Source organism: Bacillus sp. SN32, from assembly GCF_002837495.1.
Taxonomy (GTDB): domain Bacteria; phylum Bacillota; class Bacilli; order Bacillales; family Bacillaceae; genus Bacillus; species Bacillus subtilis.
On the sequence record NZ_PJCT01000001.1, the window covers coordinates 848,509 to 870,710 of the forward strand.

2 protein-coding genes (1 of these 2 running past the window's edge) are annotated in these 22,202 nt (G+C 46.7%); both read left to right on the top strand.

Annotated elements, in window-relative coordinates:
• Window positions 1-15,129 (top strand): polyketide synthase PksJ, encoded by a 15,129-nt coding sequence (gene pksJ / locus CW370_RS04530; RefSeq protein WP_029946314.1) that lies wholly within the window; start codon window positions 1-3, stop codon window positions 15,127-15,129.
• Window positions 15,113-22,202 carry the 5' portion of a polyketide synthase PksL gene (pksL, locus tag CW370_RS04535; RefSeq protein WP_101169498.1) on the top strand. 6,539 nt of this gene lie beyond the right edge of the window, so the window shows 7,090 of its 13,629 coding nt (coding positions 1-7,090); the start codon lies at window positions 15,113-15,115; the stop codon falls past the right edge of the window. Before pksJ ends, pksL begins: the two co-directional genes overlap by 17 nt.

The following is a 22,202-nucleotide window of genomic DNA, read 5'->3' on the forward strand; positions in this document are numbered from 1 at the left end:
ATGAGAAATAATGATAATATCCGCATTTTAGCTAATCCTTCTGTCAGTCATGGTGAGCCTTTACATATATCTGAAAAGCAGCCGGCAACAATACCTGAAGTTTTATACAGAACGGCGGCGGAGCTTGGGGATACAAAGGGAATCATTTATTTGCAGCCGGATGGAACTGAAGTTTACCAATCATACAGACGATTATGGGATGATGGACTGCGCATTGCAAAAGGGCTTCGCCAATCAGGCCTGAAAGCAAAACAAAACGTGATTTTGCAGCTTGGTGACAATTCACAGCTTCTCCCTGCGTTCTGGGGATGTGTGTTAACAGGGGTTGTTCCGGCTCCATTAGCCGTTCCGCCAACGTATGCTGAATCGAGCAGCGGCACTCAAAAGCTGAAAGACGCATGGACGCTTCTTGACAAGCCGGCGGTGATTACGGATCGGGGGATGCACCAGGAAATGCTCGATTGGGCAAAAGAACAAGGGCTTGAAGGGTTCAGGGCAATTATTGTAGAGGATCTGCTCAGCGCTGAAGCGGACACAGATTGGCATCAATCCAGTCCTGAAGACTTAGCGCTTTTATTGCTGACTTCAGGCAGTACGGGAACGCCCAAAGCAGTTATGCTTAATCATCGTAACATTATGAGCATGGTGAAAGGGATTATTCAAATGCAAGGCTTCACCAGAGAGGATATTACGTTTAACTGGATGCCGTTTGACCATGTCGGAGGGATCGGAATGCTGCATTTGCGGGATGTTTATCTTGGCTGTCAGGAAATTAACGTCTCAAGCGAAACAATCTTAATGGAGCCGTTGAAATGGCTGGATTGGATTGATCATTACCGAGCTTCTGTTACGTGGGCGCCGAATTTTGCGTTTGGCCTGGTTACTGATTTTGCAGAAGAAATAAAAGATAAGAAATGGGATCTGTCTTCAATGCGATACATGCTCAATGGCGGTGAAGCAATGGTAGCCAAGGTAGGGCGCAGAATACTTGAGCTTTTAGAACCACATGGACTGCCTGCTGACGCCATCCGACCTGCATGGGGAATGTCCGAAACTTCATCGGGCGTTATTTTTTCTCATGAATTTACCCGGGCTGGAACAAGTGATGATGATCATTTTGTTGAAATAGGCTCTCCAATCCCCGGCTTCTCTATGAGAATTGTGAATGACCATAATGAATTGGTTGAAGAGGGTGAGATCGGCCGTTTTCAAGTCTCGGGTCTTTCTGTTACTAGCGGTTATTACCAGCGGCCTGATTTGAATGAGAGTGTGTTTACAGAAGACGGCTGGTTTGAAACCGGAGATCTTGGCTTTTTGCGAAACGGGCGCTTAACCATAACAGGCCGTACGAAAGATGCAATTATCATTAACGGCATTAATTATTACAGTCATGCAATTGAGTCTGCAGTTGAAGAATTATCTGAAATTGAAACTTCTTATACTGCTGCTTGCGCTGTCCGTCTGGGCCAGAATTCAACAGATCAGCTGGCTATCTTCTTTGTTACTTCCGCAAAATTAAATGATGAGCAAATGTCTCAGCTTCTTAGAAACATACAATCCCATGTCTCACAGGTGATCGGAGTCACCCCGGAATATTTGCTGCCTGTACAAAAAGAAGAGATTCCAAAAACGGCTATCGGAAAGATCCAGCGCACCCAGCTAAAAACTTCATTTGAAAATGGAGAGTTCGACCACTTGCTACATAAACCCAATCGGATGAACGATGCAGTCCAGGATGAGGAGATACAGCAAGCAGACCATGTGAAAAGAGTAAGGGAAGAAATACAGAAGCATCTGCTCACCTGTTTGACTGAGGAGCTGCATGTTTCCCGCGATTGGGTGGAGCCAAATGCAAATATCCAAAGTCTTGGTGTGAATTCTATCAAGATGATGAAGCTCATTCGATCGATCGAGAAAAACTACCATATCAAACTAACAGCCAGAGAGATACATCAATATCCTACAATTGAACGCTTAGCCAGCTATCTATCAGAACATGAAGACCTCAGCAGCTTGTCTGCTGACAAAAAGGGCACGGACACATATAAAACCGAACCGGAAAGGAGTCAGGCAACTTTTCAGCCTCTCTCTGAGGTTCAAAAAGGATTATGGACATTGCAAAAAATGTCACCCGAAAAAAGTGCATATCACGTACCTCTCTGTTTTAAATTTTCGTCAGGGCTTCACCTTGAAACATTACAGCAGGCTTTCGGCCTTGTATTGAATCAGCACCCAATCTTAAAGCACGTCATCCAAGAGAAAGACGGAGTGCCATTTCTTAAAAATGAGCCAGCGCTTTCAATTGAAATCAAGACAGAAAACATCTCAAGTATGAAAGAGTCTGATATTCCTGCTTTTCTTAGAAAGAAAGTAAAGGAACCGTATGTAAAGGAAAACAGCCCGTTAGTGCGTGTCATGAGCTTTTCCAGATCTGAACAAGAGCATTTTTTATTAGTTGTCATTCACCATTTGATTTTTGACGGAGTTTCGTCTGTCACATTTATACACAGTCTGTTTGATACCTATCAGCTTCTTTTAAAAGGACAGCAGCCGGAAATAGCTGTTTCTCCTGCCATTTATCATGATTTTGCGGCATGGGAGAAAAACATGCTTGCCGGCAAAGACGGTGTGAAGCATCGTACATATTGGCAGAAACAGCTATCGGGAACTTTGCCGAATCTTCAGCTGCCTAAGGTCAGCGCAAGTTCAGTGTCTGAGTTTAGAGAGGATACATACACCAGGCGGCTGTCCAGCGGCTTCATGAATCAGGTCAGAATGTTTGCGAAAGAGCATTCTGTAAATGTCACGACGGTATTCTTAAGCTGCTATATGCTGCTGCTTGGCCGTTACACCGGCCAAAAGGAACAGATCGTCGGCATGCCGGCCATGGTGAGGCCGGAAGAAAGATTTGATGATGCCATTGGACATTTTCTCAATATGCTCCCGATTCGGAGTGAGCTGAACCCGGCAGACACTTTTTCTAGCTTTATTTCAAAATTGCAATTAACGATATTGGATGGGCTTGATCATGCAGCATATCCTTTTCCAAAAATGGTGAGGGATCTGAATATTCCTCGCAGTCAAGCAGGTTCACCGGTATTTCAAACCGCTTTTTTCTATCAGAATTTTCTTCAATCCGGAAGCTATCAAAGCTTGCTGAGTCGCTATGCTGACTTCTTTTCTGTCGATTACGTTGAGTATATTCACCAAGAGGGCGAATACGAATTAGTATTTGAACTGTGGGAAACAGAAGAAAAAATGGAGCTGAACATCAAGTACAATACTGGGCTGTTTGATGCGGCTTCTATATCCGCCATGTTCGACCATTTTGTTTATGTAACAGAGCAGGCGATGTTGAATCCTTCTCAGCCTTTAAAAGAGTATTCTTTATTACCTGAGGCAGAGAAGCAGGTGATTCTCAAAACATGGAACGCCACAGGAAAAACGTATCCATATATAACTTTTCATGAGTTGTTTGAGCAGCAGGCGAAAAAGACGCCTGATAGAGCGGCTGTCAGCTATGAAGGTCAAACATTGACGTATCGGGAGCTTGATGAGAAAAGCACACAGCTGGCCATTTATTTGCAGGCGCATGGAGTGGGTCCTGACCGTCTGGCGGGGATCTATGTGGATCGATCGCTGGACATGCTAGTGGGTTTATTAGCGATCCTCAAGGCTGGGGGAGCGTATGTGCCGCTAGACCCGTCCTATCCGGCTGAACGATTAGAATACATGCTTGAGGACAGTGAAGTTTTCATTACACTGACGACATCGGAATTAGTAAATACGTTGAGTTGGAACGGTGTCACAACAGCTCTTTTAGATCAAGATTGGGATGAAATTGCTCAAACAGCCTCTGATCGAAAAGTGCTTACACGCACTGTCACGCCGGAGAACTTGGCATATGTCATTTATACATCCGGCAGCACAGGAAAGCCAAAAGGTGTCATGATACCGCATAAAGCTTTGACAAACTTTCTCGTTTCGATGGGGGAAACACCAGGTCTTACGGCAGAGGATAAAATGCTTGCTGTCACAACCTACTGTTTTGATATCGCAGCTCTGGAATTATTTTTGCCTTTAATAAAGGGCGCACACTGTTATATTTGTCAAACGGAGCATACAAAAGACGTTGAAAAACTGAAACGGGACATCCACACGATCAAACCGACAGTGATGCAGGCAACCCCCGCTACGTGGAAGATGCTCTTTTATTCAGGCTGGGAAAATGAAGAGAGCGTGAAAATTTTATGCGGAGGCGAAGCATTGCCTGAGACATTAAAACGATATTTCTTAGATACGGGCAGCGAAGCCTGGAATATGTTCGGGCCAACCGAAACAACTATCTGGTCAGCGGTTCAGCGCATTAACGACGAATGCTCTCATGCCACGATAGGAAGGCCAATCGCCAATACACAAATCTATATTACGGATTCTCAGCTCGCGCCAGTGCCGGCAGGTGTCCCGGGTGAGCTGTGCATTGCAGGAGACGGTGTGGCGAAGGGCTATTACAAAAAGGAAGAATTAACGGACTCGAGATTCATTGACAACCCTTTTGAGCCTGGGTCTAAGCTTTATAGAACGGGAGACATGGCCCGCTGGCTTCCGGGAGGGCGAATTGAATATATAGGCCGCATCGATAATCAAGTAAAAATCCGCGGATTCCGTATTGAACTTGGTGATATTGAAAGCAGGCTTAGTGAGCATCCCGGCATTCTGGAATGCGTTGTGGTCGCAGATATGGATAACCTAGCTGCCTATTATACAGCTAAACATGCAAATGCTTCTCTCACAGCGAGAGAGCTGCGTCATTTTGTGAAAAACGCTTTGCCTGCCTTTATGGTGCCTTCTTATTTTATTCAGCTTGATCATATGCCGTTAACTCCGAACGGAAAGATAGATAGAAACAGCCTTAAGAATATCGATTTATCAGGGGAGCAGCTAAAGCAAAGGCAGACCTCTCCTAAGAACATTCAGGATACTGTTTTTACCATTTGGCAGGAAGTGCTGAAAACGAGTGACATTGAATGGGATGACGGATTTTTCGATGTGGGCGGGGATTCGCTTCTCGCGGTCACTGTGGCTGATCGTATCAAACATGAACTATCCTGTGAGTTTTCTGTCACAGACCTGTTTGAGTATTCAACCATTAAAAATATCAGCCAGTACATCACTGAACAGCGAATGGGCAATGCAAGTGACCATATGCCGATAGAACCGGCAGCTCATATAGAAGATCAGTCTACCGAGATGAGTGATCTCCCAGACTATTATGACGATAGTGTAGCGATTATTGGCATATCGTGTGAATTTCCAGGGGCAAAAAATCATGATGAATTTTGGGAGAACCTCAGAGACGGCAAGGAAAGCATAGCGTTTTTCAATAAAGAAGAGCTTCAGCGCTTTGGCATTTCAAAGGAGATAGCGGAGAATGCCGACTATGTCCCGGCTAAAGCTTCAATTGAGGGGAAAGACAGATTTGATCCAAGCTTCTTTCAAATCTCTCCTAAAGACGCTGAATTTATGGACCCTCAGCTTCGAATACTGCTGACTCATTCATGGAAAGCAATAGAAGATGCCGGTTATGCTGCGGGACAGATTCCGCAAACCAGTGTTTTTATGTCGGCAAGCAATAATTCTTATCGCGCGCTGCTGCCGTCAGATACAACAGAGAGCCTGGAGACGCCGGACGGCTATGTTTCGTGGGTGCTTGCACAGAGCGGGACGATTCCGACAATGATTTCTCATAAGCTCGGGCTGAGAGGGCCAAGCTATTTCGTTCATGCCAACTGCTCATCATCTCTGATTGGATTGCATTCTGCCTATAAGAGCCTCCTGTCGGGTGAATCTGATTATGCTTTAGTTGGCGGTGCAACGCTGCATACCGAGTCAAATATCGGATATGTGCATCAGCCTGGGCTGAACTTTTCGAGTGATGGACATATTAAAGCTTTTGACGCTTCAGCTGACGGAATGATAGGCGGTGAGGGCGTTGCTGTTGTATTGCTGAAAAAAGCAGCTGATGCTGTAAAGGACGGGGATCATATCTATGCCTTGCTGAGAGGCATTGGTGTAAATAACGACGGCGCTGACAAAGTCGGCTTTTATGCTCCAAGCGTTAAAGGCCAGGCTGACGTGGTCCAACAGGTCATGAATCAAACGAAGATACAGCCTGAATCCATCTGCTATGTAGAAGCACACGGGACCGGAACGAAGCTGGGGGACCCGATCGAGCTGGCGGCTTTAACAAACGTTTACAGGCAATATACAAATAAAACGCAATTTTGCGGCATTGGGTCGGTGAAAACCAATATCGGACATTTAGATACAGCCGCCGGTCTTGCGGGCTGCATTAAGGTCGTGATGAGTCTTTATCATCAAGAGCTTGCACCGAGTATCAATTATAAGGAGCCGAATCCAAATACAGACTTAGCCAGCTCTCCTTTTTACGTCGTCGATCAAAAGAAAACGTTAAGCCGTGAGATCAAAACGCACAGGGCTGCACTTAGCTCGTTCGGGCTTGGCGGGACAAATACCCATGCCATTTTTGAACAATTCAAAAGGGATTCAGATAAGAGAAAGATAGACGGAACCTGCATCGTCCCGATCTCGGCGAAAAATAAAGAGAGGCTGCAAGAGTATGCAGAAGACATTCTGGCCTATTTGGAAAGAAGAGGGCTTGAGAACAGCCAGCTGCCTGATTTTGCGTATACCCTTCAGGTGGGGCGCGAAGCGATGGAGCATCGCGTTGTCTTTATTGCCGATCATGTAAATGAGTTAAAACAGAGGCTCACAGATTTTATCAATGGAAAAACAGCGATTGAAGGCTGTTTTCAAGGAAGTAAGCACAATGCCAGGGAGGTTTCATGGCTGACGGAGGATGAGGACAGCGCTGAACTCATACGTAAGTGGATGGCCAAAGGAAAAGTAAACAAGCTTGCAGAAATGTGGAGCAAGGGAGCGCATATAGATTGGATGCAGCTTTACAAGGGAGAGCGCCCAAACAGAATGAGTCTGCCGACTTATCCATTTGCAAAGGAACGATACTGGCCGTCGCAGGATGACCGCAAACCGGTGGCGCAGATATCCGGAAATCAGACAGGGATCGGCTCTATTCATCCATTGCTTCATCAGAATACATCTGATTTTTCTGAACAGAAATTCAGTTCGGTTTTCACTGGTGACGAATTCTTCCTGAGAGACCATGTGGTAAGAGGAAAGCCTGTGCTTCCTGGTGTTGCGTACCTTGAAATGGCGTACGCGGCTATAAACCAGGCGGCAGGAAGTGAAATTGGCCAAGATGTCAGAATCAGATTGAATCATACAGTCTGGGTTCAGCCTGTTGTGGTTGACAGACATTCAGCTCAAGTGGATATCAGTCTCTTTCCTGAAGAAGATGGAAAAATCACCTTTGATATTTACAGTACACAGGAAGATGGGGACGACCCTGTTATTCATAGTCAAGGCAGTGCGGAGCTGGCATCTGCCGCCGAAACGCCAGTCGCAGATCTCACTGAAATGTCACGCCGCTGCGGCAAAGGAAAGATGTCGCCTGATCAATTTTACGAAGAAGGCAGAAGCAGAGGAATGTTCCATGGTCCGGCCTTTCAAGGAATTAAGAATGTGAATATAGGAAACAGAGAGGTTTTGGCGCAGCTGCAGCTTCCAGAAATCGTTTCTGGAACGAATGAACAGTTTGTGCTGCACCCAAGTATCATGGACTCCGCCTTGCAGACAGCAACAATATGCATCATGCAGGAATTGACGGATCAAAAGCTGATTTTGCCATTTGCGCTTGAGGAGCTTGAGGTTATCAAAGGGTGTTCTTCTTCTATGTGGGCTTATGCCCGCTTAAGTGACAGCGATCACTCCGGAGGGGTTGTTCAGAAAGCGGATATCGATGTCATTGACGAGAGTGGAAGCGTATGTGTCAGGATCAAAGGATTTTCAACGAGAGTATTAGAAGGGGAGGTTCATACTTCAAAGCCTTCAACACGACACGAACGCTTAATGCTTGAACCGGTGTGGGAAAAACAGAATGAAGAACGAGAGGACGAAGATCCTTCGTACACGGAGCATATCATTGTTCTCTTCGAAACTGAACGAAGTGTCACAGACAGCATTGCCTCCCACATGAAAGATGCCCGTGTGATTACTCTAAACGAAGCTGTAGGACATATTGCTGAACGTTATCAATGTTACACTCAGAACATTTTTGAACTCCTGCAAAGCAAGGTCCGTGAGCTTTCTGCAGGCCGTATCATCATTCAAGCGATTGTTCCGCTGGAAAAAGAGAAGCAATTGTTTGCCGGCGTTTCCGGTCTGCTTAAAACAGCAGAAATAGAGTTCAGCAAACTGACTGCTCAGGTCATCGAAATTGAGAAACCTGAAGAGATGATAGACCTTCACCTCAAGCTGAAAGACGACAGCCGGAGACCATTTGACAAACAGATTCGATATGAGGCTGGACACCGTTTTGTGAAAGGCTGGAGGGAAATGGTGCTTCCTTCAGCTGATACGCTTCACATGCCGTGGAGAGACGAAGGCGTTTATCTAATCACAGGCGGAGCAGGAAGCTTAGGCCTTCTGTTTGCAAAGGAAATTGCCAATCGAACTGGCCGGTCTACTATTGTGCTGACGGGACGATCTGTTTTAAGTGAGGATAAGGAAAACGAACTGGGGGCTCTTCGAAGCATCGGAGCGGAGGTTGTCTATCGGGAGGCTGATGTAAGTGATCAGCATGCGGTTCGTCATCTTTTTGAGGAAATCAAAGAAAGATATGGCACTCTCAATGGAATTATTCACGGTGCAGGCAGCATTAAAGATCACTTCATCATTCATAAAACGAATGAAGAGTTTCAAGAAGTGTTGCAGCCTAAAGTAAGCGGGTTGTTACATGTAGACGAATGCAGCAAGGATTTCCCATTGGACTTTTTCATTTTCTTCTCATCTGTTTCGGGATGTTTAGGAAACGCTGGACAAGCCGATTATGCGGCAGCCAATTCGTTTATGGATGCATTTGCTGAATACCGCCGTTCTCTTGCGGCATCAAAAAAGAGATTCGGCTCCACCATTTCCTTCAATTGGCCGTTATGGGAAGAAGGCGGTATGCAAGTCGGCGCTGAAGATGAAAAGAGAATGCTGAAAACCACGGGAATGGTCCCGATGCCGACAGATAGTGGCTTGAAAGCATTTTATCAAGGGATAGTATCTGATAAGCCGCAAGTTTTTGTGATGGAAGGACAGCTTCAGAAAATGAAACAAAAACTGCTTTCCGCAGGATCGAAAGCCAAGCGGAACGATCAGAGAAAGGCGGATCAGGATCAAGGACAAACTAGAAAATTGGAAGCAGCCTTAATCCAAATGGTTGGCGCAATTTTGAAAGTAAACACTGACGATATCGATGTCAACACAGAGCTGAGTGAGTACGGATTCGACTCAGTTACATTCACTGTCTTTACAAACAAGATCAACGAAAAATTTCAGTTGGAGCTAACACCGACCATTTTCTTTGAATATGGCAGCGTCCAAAGCCTGGCTGAATATGTAGTTGCTGCGTATCAGGGCGAATGGAATCAAGATGCTACTGCTAAAGGCATAGATGAAAGAACAAACTCATTGCACAGTTTAAACAGCCTGGAGGCATCATTAAGCAACATGGTCAGTGCAATTTTAAAAGTAAATAGTGAAGATATTGATGTCAATACAGAGCTGAGTGAATACGGATTTGATTCCGTTACATTTACGGTCTTTACAAACAAGATTAACGAAGAATTTCAGTTGGAGCTAACGCCGACCATTTTCTTTGAATATGGAAGCATCCAAAGCCTAGCTGAGTATTTGACTGCTGAACATGAGGACACCCTGGTTCAGGAGCGCGAAAAACCAGAGGGACAGGAAGAGTTACAGACAAAATCCCCTGAAGCGCCGAAAATCACATCACGTAGAAAGCGCCGCTTTACACAGCCTGTTATTGCAAAAGCAGAAAGAAACAAAAAGCAGGCTGCCGATTTTGAGCCGGTTGCAATTGTCGGCATCAGCGGCCGATTCCCTGGCGCTATGGATATAGATGAATTTTGGGAAAACCTAGAAGAAGGGAAAGACAGCATCACAGAAGTTCCAAAAGATCGATGGGATTGGCGGGAGCATTATGGAAACCCAGACACTGATGTCAATAAAACCGACATCAAATGGGGCGGGTTTATTGACGGTGTCGCTGAGTTTGATCCGTTGTTTTTTGGTATTTCGCCGCGAGAAGCTGATTATGTAGACCCTCAGCAGCGCTTGTTAATGACATACGTGTGGAAGGCACTGGAAGATGCGGGTTGCTCGCCGCAAAGCCTTTCGGGTACAGGGACCGGTATCTTTATCGGTACGGGAAACACCGGTTATAAAGATCTATTCCATAGAGCGAATCTTCCAATTGAAGGCCATGCTGCTACAGGTCATATGATTCCTTCGGTAGGCCCGAATAGAATGAGTTATTTTTTAAATATTCATGGTCCGAGCGAACCAGTAGAGACGGCCTGTTCCAGTTCTCTTGTAGCCATTCACCGTGCTGTGACTGCGATGCAAAACGGTGATTGTGAGATGGCGATCGCTGGAGGCGTGAATACGATCTTAACCGAGGAGGCGCATATTAGCTACAGCAAGGCTGGTATGCTCAGCAAAGACGGCAGGTGTAAAACCTTCTCCGCCGATGCGAATGGCTATGTCAGAGGCGAAGGGGTCGGAATGGTCATGCTGAAAAAGCTGGAAGATGCCGAGCGCGACGGAAATCATATTTACGGCGTTATTCGGGGGACGGCGGAAAATCACGGCGGAAGAGCCAATACCCTGACATCGCCTAATCCGAAAGCACAAGCTGATTTGTTGGTGCGTGCATATCGCCAAGCAGGCATAGATCCAAACACTGTCACATATATCGAAGCACATGGAACAGGGACGGAATTGGGCGATCCGATTGAAATAAATGGGCTGAAAGCCGCGTTTAAGGAACTATCCAATATGAGAGGCGAGAGCCAGCCGGATGTTCCGGATCACCGTTGCGGCATCGGCTCAGTTAAAAGCAATATCGGTCATTTAGAGCTAGCAGCAGGTATTTCCGGTTTGATCAAAGTGCTTTTGCAAATGAAGCATAAAACGTTAGTGAAAAGCCTGCATTGCGAGACGCTTAATCCTTATCTTCAGCTGACTGACAGTCCGTTTTACATCGTTCAGGAAAAACAGGAATGGAAGTCTGTCACAGATCGTGACGGAAACGAGCTTCCGCGCCGTGCCGGAATCAGTTCGTTTGGGATTGGCGGAGTGAACGCGCATATTGTGGTTGAAGAATATATGCCAAAAGCCAATTCAGAACACACGGCTACAGGACAGCCAAACGTGATTGTGCTGTCGGCTAAAAATAAAAGCAGGCTGATAGATCGTGCTTTGCAATTGCTTGAGGCGATTCGCAATAAAAAATATACAGATCAGGAGTTGCACCGCATCGCTTACACCCTGCAGGTCGGGCGCGAAGAAATGGATGAGCGTCTGGCGTGTGTTGCGGGGACAATGCAGGAACTTGAAGAGAAACTGCAGGCGTTTGTTGACGGTAAGGAAGAAACAGACGAATTTTTCCGGGGACAGTCTCATCGAAATAAAGAGACCCAGACTATTTTTACAGCAGATGAAGATATGGCGTTGGCACTTGATGCTTGGATCAGAAAAAGAAAATACGCCAAACTTGCTGATTTATGGGTCAAAGGGGTCTCAATCCAGTGGAACACATTATACGGAGAGACCAAACCGCGCCTGATCAGCCTCCCTTCATATCCGTTTGCGAAGGATCACTATTGGGTGCCGGCAAAGGAACATTCAGAAAGAGACAAAAAAGAACTGGTTAATGCGATTGAAGATCGCGCCGCATGTTTTTTGACGAAACAATGGAGTTTGAGTCCAATTGGCTCAGCAGTGCCGGGGACAAGAACTGTTGCCATCCTGTGCAATCAAGAGACAGCAGATTTAGCAGCAGAAGTGTCTTCGTATTTTCCGAATCATCTCTTATTAGATGTGAGCCGGATAGAAAATGATCAGTCAGACATTGATTGGAAAGAGTTTGACGGCCTAGTGGATGTCATCGGATGCGGTAAGGATGATGAGGGCCGGCTGGATTGGATTGAATGGGTGCAAAGACTGGTTGAATTCGGGCATAAAGAGGGGCTCAGGCTGCTTTGTGTGACGAAGGGGCTCGAATCGTTTCAAAACACATCTGTCCGGATGGCTGGTGCGTCACGGGCTGGGTTGTATCGAATGCTCCAATGCGAGTACAGCCATCTTATATCAAGGCATATGGATGCTGAGGAGGTTACTGATCATCGCCGTCTCGCGAAGTTGATCGCTGATGAGTTTTATTCCGATTCTCATGATGCCGAGGTTTGCTACAGAGATGGTTTACGGTACCAAGCTTTTCTAAAAGCTCATCCGGAAACAGGTAAGGCCACGGAGCAAAGCGCGGTATTCCCGAAAGATCATGTGCTTCTCATTACAGGCGGCACACGAGGCATCGGACTATTATGCGCCCGTCATTTTGCAGAGTGCTATGGAGTGAAAAAACTGGTGCTGACCGGACGAGAACAGCTTCCTCCGCGAGAGGAATGGACTCGTTTTGACACCTCGAACACATCAGTTGCCCAGAAAATCCAGGCAGTGCGGGAGCTGGAAGCGAAGGGTGTACAGGTGGAGATGCTGTCGCTGACGTTATCTGATGATGCTCAGGTTGAGCAAACGCTGCAACATATCAAGCGAACATTAGGACCGATTGGCGGTGTCATTCATTGTGCAGGTCTGACGGATATGGATACGCTGGCATTTATCCGAAAAACTTCAGATGATATTCAGCGGGTGCTGGAACCTAAGGTGTCAGGTCTTACAACGTTATACCGCCATGTGTGTAACGAGCCTTTACAGTTTTTTGTCTTATTTTCTTCTGTTTCAGCCATTATTCCGGAGCTTTCGGCGGGACAAGCTGACTATGCGATGGCCAATAGCTATATGGATTATTTTGCAGAAGCACATCAGAAACATGCGCCGATCATCAGTGTTCAGTGGCCGAACTGGAAAGAAACCGGTATGGGTGAAGTGACAAATCAAGCGTATCGGAAAAGCGGCTTGTTGAGCATTACGAATTCAGAAGGCTTACGTTTTCTAGATCAAATTGTATCGAAAATGTTCGGACCGGTTGTTCTCCCCGCAATGGCGAATCAAACAAACTGGGAGCCGGAACTGCTGATGAAGAGGAGGAAACCGCATGAGGGCGGTTTGCAGGAAGCTGCTTTACAGAGCCCGCCAGCCAGAGACATTGAAGAGGCCGATGAAGTTTCCAAATGTGATGGGTTATTATCTGAAACACAGTCCTGGCTTGTTGATCTGTTTACCGAAGAGCTGAGAATAGATCGTGAAGACTTCGAGATTGACGGGGTGTTTCAGGATTATGGCGTGGATTCGATCATTTTGGCACAGGTGCTCCAGCGTATAAACCGCAAATTAGAGGCAGCGCTCGATCCATCGATTCTATATGAATACCCGACAATTCAAAGGTTCGCAGATTGGCTGATCGGTTCTTATTCCGAAAGTCTGTCCGCTTTATTCGGAGGCAGGATATCGGATGCATCAGCACCTTTGGAGAACAAAATAGAGGCGGAGGCATCTGTTCCTGCGGAGGATCGAGCTCTTACACCTCAGATTCAGGCGCCAGCGATTTTGTCACCGGACTCTCATGCAGAAGATATTGCCGTTGTCGGACTCTCTTGCCGATTCCCTGGGGCAGATACATTGGAGTCATATTGGTCGTTACTATCCGAGGGGCGTTCGTCAATCGGCCCGATTCCGGCAGAGCGTTGGGGCTGTAAGACGCCATATTATGCCGGCACGATTGATGGCGTCAGCTATTTTGATCCTGATTTCTTTTTGCTTCACGAAGAAGACGTAAGGGCGATGGATCCGCAAGCACTGCTCGTGTTGGAAGAGTGTCTGAAACTCTTGTATCACGCCGGTTATACACCTGAGGAAATAAAGGGCAAGCCCGTCGGTGTTTATATCGGAGGCAGAAGCCAACACAAACCTGATGAAGACAGCCTTGATCATGCCAAGAATCCGATCGTGACAGTCGGCCAAAATTATTTAGCGGCTAATCTTTCACAATTTTTTGATGTCCGCGGCCCGAGTGTTGTAGTTGACACCGCATGCTCGTCAGCTTTGGTCGGCATGAATATGGCCATTCAGGCGCTGCGTAGCGGAGATATTCAATCCGCCATAGTCGGCGGTGTCAGCTTACTGAGCTCAGATGCCTCTCACAGGCTGTTTGACCGGCGCGGCATTTTAAGCAAGCATTCATCCTTCCATGTGTTTGATGAGCGTGCTGACGGAGTTGTGTTAGGTGAAGGCGTCGGAATGGTCATGCTAAAAACGGTAAAACAGGCGCTGGAAGACGGAGATACCATATATGCTGTCGTGAAAGCGGCCTCGGTCAATAATGACGGAAGAACGGCGGGGCCTGCAACACCTAATCTGGAGGCGCAAAAGGAAGTCATGAAAGATGCGCTTTCCAAAAGCGGAAAAAAACCAGAGGACATCAGCTATCTTGAGGCAAACGGGTCAGGTTCAATCGTAACCGATCTCCTTGAGCTAAAAGCGATCCAATCAGTGTACCGTTCTGGGCACTCATCGCCTCTTTCTCTTGGCTCAATCAAGCCGAACATCGGGCATCCGCTATGTGCTGAAGGGATCGCCAGCTTCATTAAGGTTGTGCTGATGCTGAAAGAGCGCCGCTTTGTCCCATTTTTATCAGGTGAAAAAGAGATGGCGCATTTCGATCAACAGAAAGCGAACATCACGTTCAGCCGAGCCCTGGAAAAATGGACAGATTCGCAGCCTACTGCGGCTATTAACTGCTTTGCCGATGGGGGGACGAATGCCCATGTCATCGTAGAGGCGTGGGAAAAAGATGAAAAACACGCCATCAAGCGCAGTCCAATATCGCCTCCTCAATTAAAGAAACGAATGCTTTCGCCAGGCGAGACAAAGCTGGAAGCGGAGACTTCGAAAATGACTGCGGCAAACATATGGGATACTTATGAGGTGGAGGTCTAACGTGAAAAAGATAACGAAACAACTCACATTATCGTTAAAAAATCCGTTTATTTATCACCATGTGGTTTACGGACAAAATGTCCTGCCGGGATTGGCTTATATCGATATAATCTACCAGATATTCAGAGAACACGGCTTCTCCTGCTCAGAGCTTCAGCTGCGGAATTTATCTATCTATCAGCCATTGACGGCGGAACAGGATGCAGTAATTGTTCTGAATATCCAATGCGCGGAGAAAAAAGAAGGAAAGTGGCAAATCACAGCCAAGGGAATTGAAAAACGTGACGGGAAAGAAGCTTCGGAAGAAAAGCTCTATATGAAGGCTGACATGCACGCAGACTCCCCAGCCATATTTGAAGAAACACTGGATTTCAGTCAAATCAAAGCATCTGCACAGAACGTTGTTCAGCTTGATGATGTATATGAACAATGCAGACGTCAGGAATTGGTGCACAGCGAATATATGAAAGCAAAAGGCTGCATCTATGAAGAGGAAGACGGCGTTCTTCTTGAGCTTTCTCTCGGTTCGGAAGCCATGCTTCACGCAGAAGGCTTTATGTTTCACCCGACTCTCATAGACGGGAGCGGGGTGGGTGCCAATCATTTGCTCACATCTTTGCTTAAAGGAGAACAGAGGCTGTATTTGCCTCTGTTCTATGAATCCTTTTCCGCTTCTGCACTTTTGCAGTCGGATTGCATGACAAGAATTAAGCGCTCCTCCGTCCGGCGGGAAAAAGAGCTGATTTATGTAACACTTGAATTTTTTAATGCGTCGGGAGAAAAAGTGGCTGAGTTGAAAAACTTTACAAGCAAATTGGTGCGAGAAGCGGAGCTGATTAGCGGAAAACATCAAGATGCACAGGAGACACAGATGACAAGAGCGGACACTGCTGAGCGTGATAAACCTGCTGACATGGTTTCTTCTCCCGTTGATTCCTACAGCGGGGCTGAACAGTTCGTAAGCCAATTAATTGCAGAGAAAATCAATAAGCCGGTAGAACAAGTTGAAAAACAGGTCGGTTATTACCAAATGGGACTGAATTCATCGGGCTTGCTTGAGGTGGTAGAAACGATCAGTGATAAGATCGGTGAGAGCCTTTCGCCGACTCTTCTGTTTGAGCATACCACCATAGCGGAGCTGTCAGCGTTTCTTGCCGAGGAATATGCTGAGCATTTTAGTGCCGCTGGTTCCCTTGGCCAGAATGAAAGAGCACGCGTTTCCGACACAATAAACGATCGTAAGACTGTTGAAGCTTCTCGTCCTGCACCTATTGAGGCAGCAGGCGATATTGCGATTATCGGCTTGGCGGGCAGGTATCCGAAGGCAGCCAATATTCATGAATTTTGGAACAATCTGAAAGAGGGAAAGGACTGCGTTAGCGAGATTCCTGAGTCGCGCTGGGATTGGCAGCGACTTGAAGGAATCACATCTCCTTCGGGTAAGGACATTTCCAAATGGGGAGGATTTATTGATGACCCCGACTGCTTCGATCCTCAATTTTTCAGAATCACGCCAAGAGAAGCGGAGACAATGGACCCTCAAGAGCGGCTGTTTTTAGAAACATGCTGGGAAACGATTGAGGATGCGGGCTATACGCCAAAGACGTTGGCCAAGCCTAAAGGACGAAATAAAAGGCAGCATGTAGGAGTTTTTGCCGGTGTCATGCACAAGGATTATACATTAGTCGGAGCTGAAGAAGCATCAGCAGAAAATGTGTTTCCTCTTTCGCTCAACTATGCGCAAATCGCCAACCGTGTTTCTTACTTTTGTAATTTCCACGGTCCGAGTATGGCTGTCGATACGGTATGTTCATCCTCTTTGACCGCAGTGCACTTGGCGTTGGAAAGCATACGTCACGGTGAGTGCGATGTTGCGTTAGCAGGCGGAGTGAACCTGTCTTTGCACCCGAATAAATATATGACATACGGGGTCTGGGATATGTTTTCCACTGACGGACACTGCCGTACGTTTGGAAAGGATGGGGACGGTTATGTGCCGGCCGAGGGTATAGGCGCGGTTTTATTAAAGCCTTTGCGCCAGGCGGAGGAAGACGGAGATCGCATTTATGCGGTTATTAAAGGAAGTGCTGTGAATCATGTGGGCACTGTAAGCGGCATTTCAGTGCCGAGCCCTGTTTCTCAAGCTGATCTGATTGAGACATGCTTGGAGAAAACGGGAATCGACCCGCGGACGATCAGTTATGTGGAAGCCCATGGAACCGGCACGTCCTTAGGAGATCCGATCGAAATACAGGGATTAGTGAAAGCGTTCCGCCAATATACGCAGGATCGGCAGTTTTGTTCAATCGGTTCTGTAAAGTCGAACATTGGGCACGCCGAATCCGCCGCGGGGATCAGCGGTTTAAGCAAGGTTGCCCTTCAGCTTCACCATCAAAAACTTGTGCCTTCTTTGCATTCGGAAGAACTGAATCCGTACGTTGATTTTGAAAAGTCTCCATTTTATGTACAGCATGAAACAGAAACGTGGAAGCAGCCTGTTATCAAGGAGAATGGGGAAGAGGTCCCTTATCCGCGGCGGGCGGGTATCAGTTCCTTCGGAGCAACTGGTTCAAACGCACATATTATCCTTGAGGAATATATTCCTCAAACAGCGGAGCAGGACGTTTCTTTGTCCTCAGATTCTGACATGTCCGCAGTTATTCCGCTTTCTGCCCGTAATCAAGAACGTCTCCGTGTATATGCAAAACGTCTCTTGGATTTTCTTCATGATGGGATTCAGATTAGAGATTTGGCGTATACATTGCAGGTAGGCCGTGAACCGATGGAAGAACGGGTTACTTTCTTAGCATCCGGAATTCAAGAATTGAGCGACCAATTGAAGGCTTTTATAGAAGGACGAAAAACCATTCAGCATTGCTGGAAGGGCCGCGTGTCAAGAGGAAGCGAACCATCGCGTCCCGCCGAATCGGTACATAAATTGCTGGAGCAAAGAAAACTTGATCAAATTGCGGAGCAGTGGGCGAACGGATCTGGTGTTGACTGGAAGCTGCTTTACGAGGGAAACAAACCAAAGCGGATCAGCCTGCCGACTTACCCATTTGAGAGGGTGCGTTATTGGGTGCCGAAAGCGGAGAAAAAGACTGATCGTTTAAAGGAGGAGCGACACATTCTGCATCCTCTTCTGCATCAAAATGTGTCCGACATATCGGGTGTCCGCTTCCGTTCAGCGTTTACAGGACGTGAATTTTTCTTGAAGGATCATGTCATAAAGGGCGAACACGTTTTACCTGGCGCAGCTTTATTGGAGATGGTTCGGGCAGCTGTGGAAAGGGCAGCTGCGGATCAGTTCCCGACAGGATTCCGGCTCCGGAATATCGTCTGGGTCCGGCCGTTCGCCGTCACGGAACAGCAGAAAGATATAGACGTACGTCTATATCCTGAGGACAATGGTGAGATTACATTTGAAATCTGCCGGGACCCTGAAAGCGCAGAGGAGTCGCCGATTGTATATGGGCAAGGGAGTGCAGTGCTTTGTGAGGCTGGTGAAAATCCGGTTATCAACATTGAAGAATTGAAGGCAAGCTATAATGGCCGGACGCTGTCACCTTTTGATTGCTACGAGGCTTATACAGAAATGGGTATTCATTATGGTGACAGCCACAGAGCGATCGACAGCCTATATGCCGGCGAAAACGGAGTTCTAGTGAAATTGACGATGCCTCCTGTAATCTCTGATACAGAAGACCATTATATTCTGCATCCGAGCATGATAGATTCGGCATTTCAAGCATCTATCGGTTTGAGGCTGGGAGGAGCTACGAGTTTAGAAGACAGAAAGGCAATGCTGCCTTTTGCCATACAGGATGTCCAAATCTTCAAAGGCTGCGAGGCATCTATGTGGGCGCGGATCACATATAGCGAGGGCAGTACAGCTGGGGATCGTATGCAGAAGCTTGATATCGATTTATGCAATGAAGAGGGGCAGGTTTGCGTGCGATTGACGGGCTATTCTGCAAGAGTGTTAGAAACAGATCAAGAAGGTCCTTCTGAAGCGACTGACACGCTATTGTTCGAACATATTTGGGAAGAACGTGCTGCAGAGAGGCAAGAGCTCATAGAGTACGACACGCATAAAGTCGTTGTCTGTGATGTTGGAGAACAAATGGAAAGCCTCCAAAATCATCTTGACTGTACAGTTCTGCAGCATGATACAGAGACAATTGATGAACGGTTTGAAGGTTATGCCATACAGTTATTTGAAGAAATCAAACAGCTAATGCACTCAAAAACAGGAGGACATACATTCATTCAAGTGGCGGTGCCTGCGTTGGACGAGCCTCAGCTATTAAGCGGCTTAACGGGATTACTCAAAACGGCTGAACTGGAAAATCCAAAACTGACAGGACAGTTGATCGAAATAGAAACCGGGATGTCAGCTGGTGAGCTATTCGAAATATTGGAGGAAAACAGACGCTATCCGCGTGACACGCATATCCGCCACTGGCAAGGGAAGCGATTTGTAAGCAAGTGGAAAGAAGTGTCTGGTGAGCACCTAAGTGCTGACATGCCATGGAAGGATAAAGGCGTGTATCTGATCACAGGCGGTGCGGGCGGTCTGGGATTCATCTTTGCAACTGAAATCGCAAACCAAACGAATGATGCGGTTGTGATCCTGACAGGACGCTCTCCGCTTGATGAAAGGAAGAAGAAGAAGCTTAAAGCCTTACAGAAACTTGGCATCCAAGCGATTTACAGACAAGCTGATCTGGCTGACAAACAAACGGTTGATGCCTTATTAAAAGAAACCCAAAACGTTTACGGAGACTTAGATGGCATCATTCATAGCGCCGGTTTAATAAAAGATAATTTCATTATGAAGAAAAAGAAAGAAGAGGTTCAAACCGTTCTTGCTCCAAAGGTAGCAGGACTGATTCACCTTGACGAAGCAACGAAAGATATTCCGCTCGATTTCTTTATCCTTTTTTCCTCAGGTGCCGGAGCAGTAGGAAGCGCGGGACAGGCTGATTACGCAATGGCCAATGCATTTATGAATGCATTCAGCGAATATCGCAATGGCCAAGCAGAGCTGCACAAGCGTTACGGAAAAACTCTTTCAGTGTGCTGGCCGCTGTGGAAAGACGGGGGCATGCAAATTGATGCGGAAACTGCAAGGATGCTGAAAAGAGAAACAGGCATGGTGGCCATGGAAACAGATCGTGGGATTCAGGCGCTATATCATGGCTGGACGTCAGGAAAGCCGCAAGTGTTAGTTGCTTCCGGTGTTACTGATCGGATTCGTGCATTTTTACATGAAACGGGACATGGCAAAGGCCAATCTCACGATATCAAAAAAAGCAGTCTCAATCAGGAGGCAGAAAAAGCAGACATGATCGGGGAAATTGATGAAGAGATACCAAGAGAAAAAGCGGAGAACTATTTTAAACAGGTGCTTTCTTCGGTGATTAAGCTGCCAGCCGGCCAGATTGATGCTGAAGCTCCTCTCGAGGATTACGGGATCGATTCTATCATGATCATGCATGTAACGGGTCAATTAGAAAAAGTATTCGGTTCTTTGTCCAAGACGTTGTTCTTTGAATATCAGGATATTCGCTCATTAACACGGTATTTTATTGATTCCCGCAGAGAAAAACTGCTGGACATCTTGGGAATTGAAACAGGAAAACCTTCTGTTGAAAGAAAATCAGAACCTGAAAAACAAGAAATCCCAGTTACCCTAAGAAAGTCTGGATTTCTTCCTTTGCGAGATAAAGAGCAGAAGCAGTTAAGAGAGAAGGAAACGGAAGAAATCGCGATCATCGGTATCTCAGGTCGCTATCCGCAGGCAGACAACATTGATGAATTGTGGGAAAACCTGAGAGACGGTCGAGACTGTATTACTGAAATTCCTGCAGACCGCTGGGATCACAGTCTTTATTATGATGAAGATAAAGACAAGCCTGGAAAAACCTACAGCAAGTGGGGAGGCTTCTTGAAGGATGTAGACAAGTTTGATCCTCAGTTTTTCCATATATCGCCGCGTGAGGCAAAATTAATGGACCCGCAAGAGCGTTTATTTTTGCAGTGCGTGTATGAAACGATGGAAGACGCAGGCTATACAAGAGAGCACCTCGGCCGTAAGCGTGATGCTGAGCTTGGCGGAAGCGTCGGTGTTTACGTCGGTGTCATGTACGAAGAATATCAGCTGTACGGGGCACAAGAGCAGGTGCGGGGAAGGTCTCTGGCTTTAACGGGAAATCCATCATCCATCGCGAACCGGGTATCTTATTATTTTGATTTTCACGGACCGAGTATTGCTTTAGACACCATGTGTTCTTCTTCTTTAACGGCTATCCACTTGGCCTGCCAAAGCCTGCAGCGCGGAGAGTGTGAGGCGGCATTCGCGGGCGGCGTGAATGTGTCAATCCATCCAAATAAATATTTGATGCTCGGGCAGAACAAATTTATGTCCAGCAAAGGCCGATGTGAAAGCTTCGGACAGGGCGGAGACGGCTATGTGCCGGGGGAAGGCGTTGGAGCAGTGCTTTTGAAGCCATTGTCTAAAGCAGTTGAAGATGGTGATCACATTTATGGAATCATTAAGGGGACAGCCATCAACCACGGGGGAAAAACAAACGGGTACTCAGTGCCCAATCCGAATGCCCAAGCAGATGTCATCAAAAAGGCGTTTGTGGAAGCGAAGGTTGATCCGCGGACAGTCAGTTACATCGAAGCCCACGGCACGGGAACCTCTCTCGGTGATCCTATTGAAATCACAGGGCTGTCCAAAGTGTTTACGCAAGAAACCGATGACAAACAATTTTGTGCAATAGGGTCAGCCAAATCAAATATCGGGCACTGTGAGAGTGCGGCAGGTATTGCAGGAGTAACGAAGGTATTGCTCCAAATGAAATACAGGCAGCTTGCGCCTTCCCTGCATTCAAACGTGCTGAACCCGAATATTGATTTCCTTAACTCGCCGTTTAAAGTACAGCAAGAGCTAGAAGAGTGGAAGAGGCCGATCATCAGTGTCAATGGCAAAGACATCGAATTACCGAGAATCGCAGGAGTCTCTTCATTTGGTGCCGGGGGTGTGAACGCCCATATTTTAATAG